The following is an 8,282-nucleotide window of genomic DNA, read 5'->3' as shown; positions in this document are numbered from 1 at the left end:
CGGTCCAAGGGGGCTGCTTGAGCCGTGTGCGTTGTGAGGCGCACGCACGGTTCTGAGGGGGGCCTCGCCCTGAGAGGGGCGGGGCCTACCCGACAGCCGGTGCTCACGGCCTGGAAGAACCGGCACCGTTCCGTGAGCGGCCACCAGGGCCGCTATCCGATGCGGGAGATCGTGAACTCGATCCTCTACCAGTCCCGGACCGGCTGTCAGTGGGCCCTGTTGCCGAACGACCTGCCGCCGAAGAGCGCGACGTACTACTACTTCGCCGCCTGGCGGGACGACGGCACCGACCAGCACATCCATGAACTCCTGCGCTGCCAGGTGCGGGAGAGGAACCGGCGATTAGAGGACCCGACCCTGGTGATCCTGGACACCCAGAGTGTCCGGGCGGCCACCGGGGTCCCCGCAGTCACGACGGGCAAAGACGCCGCGAAACGGATGCCTGGCCGCAAGCGGGGACTGGCCGTGGACGTCCTTGGCCTGGTCATCGCCGTCACCGTGGTGGCCGCGAGCGTCCACGACAACGCCGCCGGCATCGCTCTGCTCGACCAGGTCGCCGTCGCGGCCGGCGGCTCGGTCAGCAAGGCCCTGGTCGACCAGGGCTTCAAGAACCAGGTCGTCACGCACGGGGCCGCCCTCGGCATCGACGTCGAGATCGTCCGGCGCACCCCTGAGGAACGGGGATTCGTTCCGCAGCCGAAACGGTGGCGGGTGGAGCAGACCTTCGAGACCCTGATACTGCACCGGCGCCTGGTCCGCGACTACGAACACCGCCCGGCCTCCTCCACCTCACGTGTCTACTGGGCCATGACCCACGTCATGGCCCGCCGGCTCACCGACGCGAGCACGCTCACCTGGCGCGATCCGCAGGTGGCCGGCGCGTGAACCTCAACCCCCTCCTTCAGGCGCTCGACCTTCAGGAAGACGCCGCCCGGGCCCTGGCCGGCAATCTCCGCACCCAGATCGACACCCTTCAGACCCAGCTCCGAGAGGCCCAACTGCGTCTGGAACACCTCGCCATCACCCGCACGACCATCACCGGCCTCGCCGACCGAATCCCGGTCCAGAGCCCCGACCCATCAGGGAGTCTGGAGCTGCCCGAGCACCCGGACTACCCGCGCATCCTCGCCGTCTTCAACGACACCACCGGCCCACTCAGGGCCCGCGACATCTGCCAGGCCCTTGACTTCGAGCTCCTGCCGAAACACATCGAACGCACCCGAGCCAAGATGAAACGCCTGGTCACACTAGGAATCCTCACCGAGGCCGAGCCCGGCACCTTCAGCAAGAAGCAGTAACCAAGTCCGGAACGGACATCAACTCACGAACCGCCCCCTTAGAACCACCACCCCTGCGTCTGGGTGACGCTCGGCCGCGATCTTGAAACCCATTCCGAACTTGCCGAGTCCGTCATGACGCTGACGGGCGACGGCTTGGAGTTGGTCGTCTTCCATGATCTTTTCTCAGTTTCCTTCAAGGAGAACGAACGTCTCACGGGACACTGACATCCGACCGACGCTGCCTCGCGGACGGCAGGTCGTTGTCGAGCGGTCCGCATGCTTCCCGCGATCAGCGTATGGGCGGCGGTGGCAGGGGAAGTCTGGTCCGCGAGGTGTCGGTGTGGGCTTGACGTATGCCGGTTGAACGTGGACGGCGCTTCACGCGCGGGCGACGGCCACCGAGTTCCTGACGGCCTCCAGAGCGGCGGCGTGCGAGACGATGGGCTTGTACCCGAGTTCGGCTACCGCCTTGTCGGTCCGCAGGGTGCACGTCTGCCCGAGGAACCATCGAACGGGCACGGGGATCGCACGGGCGGCAGTCACGGCGTCCAGTTCGGCGGTCGGCTTGTCGACGCCATGGATCTCGAACAGGGTCTCCCAGAAGTCGCGGAAGGTGACGCGGTGTTGGTCGGTGACGAAATATGCCTGGCCCGGCCGGCCGCGCTGCCATCCGAGCACGAGGCCCTCGACGCAGTTGTCGACGAACGTGATTTCAGTCGTGTGGCGACCGCCCTCGATCCAGGCGAACTGCCCCGCCTTCACCAACTCGATCAGCATGTCGATGAGGATGCTGTCGGGGCCCCATACCATCCTGGGCCGGATCGACACCGTGGCGAATCCCGGCGCGTTCGCGTCGAGCACGATCGCCTCGGCCTCAGCCTTCACCGCAGAGTAGACGGCTTCCGAGTCCGGCCGCAGCGGCGCGGTTTCGTCGACGTCCACGAGGGGGTCGCCGGCAAGGAGCGCGGCTTCGGTTCCGCAGTGAACGAACCGGGGAACCTTGGCATAGCGGGCCGCGTCCATCGCTGCCTGAGTGCCGCCGACCGTCACCGCCTCCTGACGTGCACGGTCGCTGGAGATATCGGTTTCGGCAGCGAGGTGAAAGACCACTTCGCTGCCCTTCACCGCGTCCCGCCACGTGGCCGAGTCGGTCAGCTCGCCCCGCACGGGTTCCGCGCCCAGTGCTGCCACCGTGGCGGCCGACTCCTCGCTTCGGACCAGAGCTCGGACCGTATGCCCCTCACTGACAAGCCGACGGACCAGCACTTGGCCGATGAACCCCGAACCGCCTGTGACGAATGCTCGTGCCATGAAACTCTCCTTCATCGATACCGGCCTCTCGCCTGCCTCGGGGCGATCAGGTCTCACGGGGTGAAGCAGTCTTCGGTCACGAGCCATTCCCTCGAAAAGATTCATACTTAGGTGGTCTGCGATAAAATATCGGCATGGCTTCTCTTCGGGCGCTGGAGTGCCTTGTCGCGGTCGCGGACTCCGGGTCGGTCACACAGGCTGCACGGCGGCTGCATTCGTCGCAGCCCGCTGTCTCTCACCAACTCGCCGCGCTGGAACGCGAGACAGGGACGATCCTGCTTCGCCGCGAACCCAGGGGAGTCAAGCTCACTCCTGCCGGGCGTGCCGCCGTCGTGGATGCCAGACGAGCGATCGAAGCGGCCGCCTCCGCAGTCCGGTCGGCCCGCGCAGCCGGCGAAGCGACCGGGGGATCACTGCGGTTGGCCTGCGCGCAGAGCCTGATCTCCGTGCTCGCCCCGGTCATTCGCGAGTGGTACGACCGTCACCCCGCGGTGACGATCACCTTGCGTGAATCCACGTCGGCAGAAGAGCTTCACGGCTTCATCGACGCCGACGAAGCGGACGTGGTGCTGATGCCCGCTCCGGTGCCCGACCGCTTCACGGCCACCGTGGTCGCCGACGAGGAAATTGTGCTGGCGGCACCAACGGCCCACCCCATCGCCCGGCAGCCCGTCGTCCGCGTACAGGATCTTGATGGAGTGCGCCTTGTCCACTTCGCTCCGGACAACGGCCTCAGCACGTGGCTTGACCGGTTCCTCACCAAGGCCGGAGTCCGCCCGGAGCCTGTGATGAGGACATCGGTGACTGTCGCAGCCCCGCAACTCGCGGCCGCCGGCCTGGGGGTCGCGGTATGCCCGGTGAGCGCGATCAGCGCCGGCTTCCCGGGCGCGGTCCGATCGTTCTCACCACACTGGGTCAGGCAACTAGTGGCGGTCACCCCCACCACACTCGACCCGCTCGCCGCGCGGTTCATCGCCAACATGCGCAGGCACGGCGTGCACGTGCCCCGCGACGTGCGAACTCAACTCGGAGGGGACAACTCGACTCCCGCGAAGGCGTGACCGTCCGCCTGAGGATCGCCCCGCCGAGGCGGTAGGCGACCAGGTCGTTCGCCGGCGACCAACAGCGGGGGCGGCGTCAGCACCCATCGACTCGGCAAAGGCCGGACCCGGACGCATCGACGCCCGCACAGGCCGGCGTTGCTGCGGCGACCGCCCGGAGGGGGCATCGGCGCCCTGCCCGACGACGCAGACGAGCCGTATGGCATCGCCGTCCCACGACTTCGGCGCGCCTGGGCAGCTCCGCACGGCCAGCGGCAATCAGGCGCGCACGGCGGCGGTCCGCAGGCCAGGAGCGCGGTCCCGGCTTCGTCCTCAGAACTGCCGACTGATGCGAGATCGCCGGTTGGCGGATATGGAGACGGTGTCGAACCCGGGGTCAGGCACGCACTCCATCCCCGCCGGTATGAGCAATATCTATCGCAAGCCATACTTCTATCGATAGTAAGACGGTAAGGATGGCTCCCTGTCGGCAGTTGCACGGCAGACAGAGGGCGGGCTCACCGCTCGTCCTGTGCAACTTCGAGGAGCATTCGATGGCGTAGTCGCTGAAGGACAAACACGTTCTGATCGTGGGGGCAGCTCGGACATCGCTGCTGCCCTGGCAACCGATCTCCTGCGCGAGGGTGCGCGGGTCACCCTCGCGGGACGGGACATCGAGAAGACGGCTGTCGCGGCGAAGGCCATCGGGGACGCGGTCCGGCCTGTCGCTCTCGACCTGTCGGACGAGGGGTCGATCCAGGCGGCCGCGGATCAGGTCAGGGCCGCCGGCAGGCTCGACCACCTTGTCAGCGTCGCCGCGGAACGGGCCAGCGGGCCGGTCGTCTCCGTCGAGCGCCGCGCGCTGCTCGCGGCCTTCGATACCAAGGTCCTCGGACCCATCCTGCTGGCCAAGCACTTCGCCCCGATGATCGCCGAAGAGGGATCGGTGCTGTTCTTCTCCGGCCTGGGGGCGTGGCGGCCGTCACCGGGAGGCGTCGCGATGGCAGCCACCAACGGCAGCGTCAGCGCGCTCGCATCCGCCCTCGCGGTTGAACTGGCGCCCACGCGCGTCAACGCCATCTCGCCCGGAGTGATCAACACCAGCGCGTGGAACACCGCGGTACCCGACAAGCACGAGCTGTTCCAGCGCGTCGCGGCGGTGACGCCGGTACTCGAACTCCTGCCGGACGGGTTTTCCCGGGCGCGCGGGGCGCCCGGGATACCGGCGCGAGCGGGCGGGGCGGTCTTCTCGTCGATCGATAGCACGGCTGCCCCCTCAGGCGGTTCCAGATAGAGAGCGCACACGTCGGCGGCCCGCTGCCAGAAGTCGGGGATGTCCCGGCGGGTGAGCCGGCCTCGGACCTTGTGCGGCTTCAGGTCCAGATCCGCCAGGATCCGGCCGAGCTGGGAGGCAGACACTGACGCGAAGCACGTGCTGGCCACCCGTTGCGCGATGGCCCGATGTGACCAGGTCGCCTCCGGGTGCGGCGGCTTGCTCGTCGCGGTGGCTACGACCGTCATGCGCACCGCTGGCCCGTTGGTCCTCGGCCGTCCCGACCGTTCGGCATCTCGAAGGCCGGCGGGCCCACAGGCGGCGAACCGTCCCCGCCGCTTGCGCACCGTGTTCATACTGATCTCCAGTTCCCGGGCGATGGCGCCGTTGGCGAGCCCGTCCGCTGCCGCGAGCACGATCCGGGCCCGCAACACCGCCCGAACCTGAGACTTCGCAGAGGCCACCGTCCTCAAAAGCCGCTCGTGGACCTCCATCCCGAGCACCACCTCAACTGCCGTCCCCGCCCGCTGGCCGCCGCACACGGCCATGATCATGGCGGGTGGGACGCCGCACCCTGCAATACGGGCCCGTGCCGAGGCCCCCGCATCGATGCAGCAGCATGTGCGGCCAGCGCCTGAACCACCATGCCCGCCAGTGCTGGCCGCACGTGAACGTCATCACGGTCCGATTCCGCACTCGGTTCGCTTGTGTAGCAGCCGAATTGCCGGACAAGCAGACCGTGCCGCTGTGTCGCCGGCGAAGCCCCAGGCGTGCTGCGCACCTGGGGCTTCGCCCTCTACTTGGGGTGACGTCAACAAACGTGGTCCTTCTCGCCGTTGCCGACGTCCTCGATGAGAGCGGACTACGGGACCGGTTCGAACAGGGTCGGCGGCATGGGGGGCGTGGCGAGGAGGGCGGCGATCCTCGGAATCTGGTCCGCCACGCTCGCGCTGTGCTCCGTGAACGCCTCGATCGAAGCGAACTTTTGGATGACCAGCAGCGGTCCGTCGGCATCGCCGCGCGGTCGGTGTACCGAGTAGTGCAGGCACCCCGGTTCGGCGCGGATCTGCGGAGCGAGTTCGGCCAGCACCTCGAGGAGGTCCTCGCGCCGTCCGTTCTTGGGCTCCATCGTGGACACGGCAACGACCGCGCCGGTCCTGATCGGCTGGTCGCCCTGGAGCACTGCCAGCGCCTCGTCTGCCTCGGCCTGACTGCGCAGTCGGATCTCCAGGCCGCCCACTGCCGCTGCGGCCGAGGCCGCGACGGCGACCGCACCGACCTGCTCGGCACTGACCCAGTCCGGATCGCCGGAGTCGACCAGGCGGGTCCTGACCGGCCCGAGGACCAGGGCGAAGACCCGCTGCTGTCCTGCCACCTCGGCCTCGACCACCTGCCGCATCATCAGCAGGGTGGCCTGCTCCATGCTGACCAGGCCGCTGCCGGGAACCGGCGTGAACGCGGAAGCCCCGACGATCAACGTGTAGGCGCCGCGGGCGTTCAGCCTGGGCAGGAAGGCCCGCAGGACGGCCACGTGCGCGGCCGCGAGCCCGACGAAGGCGTTCTGCCAGTCGCCCTCGTCGATCTCCCAGAGCCGCTTGCCGGCCCACCACCCACCGATCGGGGCCACCACGTCGTCGACACCACCGAGCCTGCGCTCCATCTCCTCGGCAACCTGCTCGGCGCCGGCGAACGTCGTGTAGTCGTGAACCACCAGGTGCAGGTGGTCGGTCGCCGCGTCACCGAGCACGCGCCGGAACTCCTCCGCCCGCTCCTGGGTGCGGGTCGGGACAACGACGTCCGCACCGGCGGCGAGGTAGCTGCGGACGACACCCTCTCCCACGGCTCCCGTGCCGCCCGGAACGACAACCCTGCGACCGGACAGATCGGGAAGTGCATTGCTGCTGTGCATGAGATGACTCCTCGGGAGCGGTGCGGGGCAGTCGACCGGCGGTCCTCCACTGACCCCACTCACATGTTGGTCAAGCCAACGTTGGTTAGCCCAACATAACAGGTGCGTGTTGGGATGGCCAACGGTTAGGATGGGGACATGGCGGACATGGATCACGCATTGCAACCCCCGGCCCGACTGCGTGAGCTCGCCAGCTGGCAGGCGAGCAAGGTGTCGACGCTCGGCGCTCGGCTGACCGCGCAGCGCATGCCGCTGAGTGCCCGCGCCGATTTCGCTGTCCTTGCGGCACTGGAGGAGTACGGGGCGCTCAGTCAGGCCGAGATCGGCCGCCGCCTCGGCCTTGACCGCAACGACGTCAGCGGCATCCTCAACCGCCTGGAAGGCTGCCGCCAGGTCGACCGGCAGGCCGACCCCGCCAATCGGCGCCGCAACGTCGTCACCCTCACCGCCGCCGGAAGGCAGCACCTCGAGGAACTCCAGCAGCACGCCGATGTCGTCCAGGCCGAACTGCTCGCCGGCCTCGACGCCGCGGAACGACGACAGCTTCACTCCTTGCTTGCCAAGCTGCTCGACAGCCACAAGCCGCAACCGGCTTAAGGTGATGACATCGACGTCGAGGCAGCCTAGGCAAATCGCCTCACCACTCGCCATGCGAACCGCCATTCCCACCCGTTTGGGCCCAGGATGGCTCAGAATCAGCGCTGACCGCGCGAGGGCGGGCGGTGAGCCCAGCTGGCGAGGGCCCGTCCGCTGCGTGGTCGCCGAAGCCACCGATTCACCGCCGCCGTCGGCCGCAGCCCCGAGACGTCCTCGAAGAGAAGATCGTCGTCGATCAGGACCGGCATCCCCTCCGGGATCGCGGGGTCTTCGATGGAGCCGATTGCGGCTGGACTGCCCACCAGGACCCCGCCGCGCTGTCGGCGCGGGTTCGGGCCGCGCCCCGATCTGGTGGAAGCGGCCTGAGCCGAACGGCTTGCAGCCAAGGAGCGGTGGGTCAGCGGGCCTTCGCGACTGAGGTCCCGCCTCATCTGCCGCGATGCGGGGCGCGGGGTCTTGCAGGCCCACGGCACGGGCGGCAAGACCCCGCTTGGCAGAGGACCATCAGCCGAGCGGCACCTTCGCGAAGGTCTCCCACTCGTACATCTGGTTGTCCCGGTGGATCACAATGAGCTCCGCGGTGGAGATGCGAGCATGCGCTGGCGGGAGGTTGAGGTCGGCGAGGACCTGCGCGATCGGCTCAGTGGGACCGTCGCCGATGCTGTAGGCCACGGAGACGTGTGGAGTAAAGCCCTCGGCCTTCTCTGGGACCTCGCCGCGTACCTCTCCGATAGCCTCTCGAATGGCGTTTCTGACGGCCCGAACAGGGCCGTCGGGTGACGCTCGGAGGGGGGTTTGTTGGTGTGCTGGGTGGTCGCTGGTCTGGTGTGTTGTTGGTTCGCTGAGAGGTTGGGTGGAGTGGCTCGGGGAGG

Annotated in this window: 8 protein-coding genes and 1 pseudogene; 5 read left to right on the top strand and 4 right to left on the bottom strand. The window is 68.3% G+C overall.

Features of this window, described 5'->3' with window-relative positions; genetic code table 11:
- The first annotated feature begins 69 nt into the window (after positions 1–69).
- Positions 70–885, top strand: coding sequence for an IS5 family transposase (locus tag AB0I18_RS50945; protein WP_363112699.1), 816 nt, complete (start codon positions 70–72; stop codon positions 883–885).
- The gene (locus AB0I18_RS50940; protein ID WP_363112697.1) at positions 882–1,298 is read left to right on the top strand and encodes a hypothetical protein; all 417 of its coding nucleotides are present in this window, start codon (positions 882–884) and stop codon (positions 1,296–1,298) included. The genes AB0I18_RS50945 and AB0I18_RS50940 overlap by 4 nt, the downstream gene beginning before the upstream one ends.
- A 360-nt stretch (positions 1,299–1,658) precedes the next feature.
- On the opposite strand, the gene AB0I18_RS50935 is transcribed toward AB0I18_RS50940, so the two are convergent.
- Entirely contained in the window at positions 1,659–2,591 is a 933-nt protein-coding gene (locus tag AB0I18_RS50935) for an NAD-dependent epimerase/dehydratase family protein (protein ID WP_363112696.1), read from the bottom strand.
- A 134-nt stretch (positions 2,592–2,725) separates the two neighbouring features.
- Here AB0I18_RS50935 and AB0I18_RS50930 point away from each other — a divergent pair, with 134 nt between their 5' ends.
- The gene (locus tag AB0I18_RS50930) at positions 2,726–3,652 is read left to right on the top strand and encodes a LysR family transcriptional regulator (RefSeq protein ID WP_363112695.1); all 927 of its coding nucleotides are present in this window, start codon (positions 2,726–2,728) and stop codon (positions 3,650–3,652) included.
- Positions 3,653–4,163: 511 nt separating this feature from the next.
- Positions 4,164–4,925: an SDR family oxidoreductase gene (locus tag AB0I18_RS50925; RefSeq protein WP_363112698.1), complete on the top strand. Its 762-nt coding sequence runs from the start codon at positions 4,164–4,166 to the stop codon at positions 4,923–4,925.
- A gap of 107 nt (positions 4,926–5,032) precedes the next feature.
- Here the strand turns inward: AB0I18_RS50925 and AB0I18_RS50920 are convergent.
- Positions 5,033–5,398, bottom strand: a pseudogene (locus AB0I18_RS50920) (helix-turn-helix domain-containing protein); the annotation flags it as partial.
- A 368-nt stretch (positions 5,399–5,766) separates the two neighbouring features.
- A complete protein-coding gene (locus AB0I18_RS50915) occupies positions 5,767–6,813 on the bottom strand; it encodes an SDR family oxidoreductase (RefSeq protein ID WP_363112694.1) in 1,047 nt (348 codons plus the stop codon).
- A 138-nt stretch (positions 6,814–6,951) separates the two neighbouring features.
- Here AB0I18_RS50915 and AB0I18_RS50910 point away from each other — a divergent pair, with 138 nt between their 5' ends.
- Positions 6,952–7,410: a MarR family transcriptional regulator gene (locus AB0I18_RS50910; RefSeq protein ID WP_363112693.1), complete on the top strand. Its 459-nt coding sequence runs from the start codon at positions 6,952–6,954 to the stop codon at positions 7,408–7,410.
- A 504-nt stretch (positions 7,411–7,914) separates the two neighbouring features.
- Here the strand turns inward: AB0I18_RS50910 and AB0I18_RS50905 are convergent.
- On the bottom strand, positions 7,915–8,282 hold a 368-nt coding region (locus AB0I18_RS50905; RefSeq protein ID WP_363112692.1), incomplete at its 5' end, for a 2'-5' RNA ligase family protein.

The sequence above is a fragment of the Streptomyces sp. NPDC050704 genome (genome assembly GCF_040654355.1).
Lineage (GTDB): Bacteria > Actinomycetota > Actinomycetes > Streptomycetales > Streptomycetaceae > Streptomyces.
The sequence above is the reverse complement of the archived record's forward strand: the minus strand, read 5'-3'. Positions and strand labels throughout refer to the sequence as shown.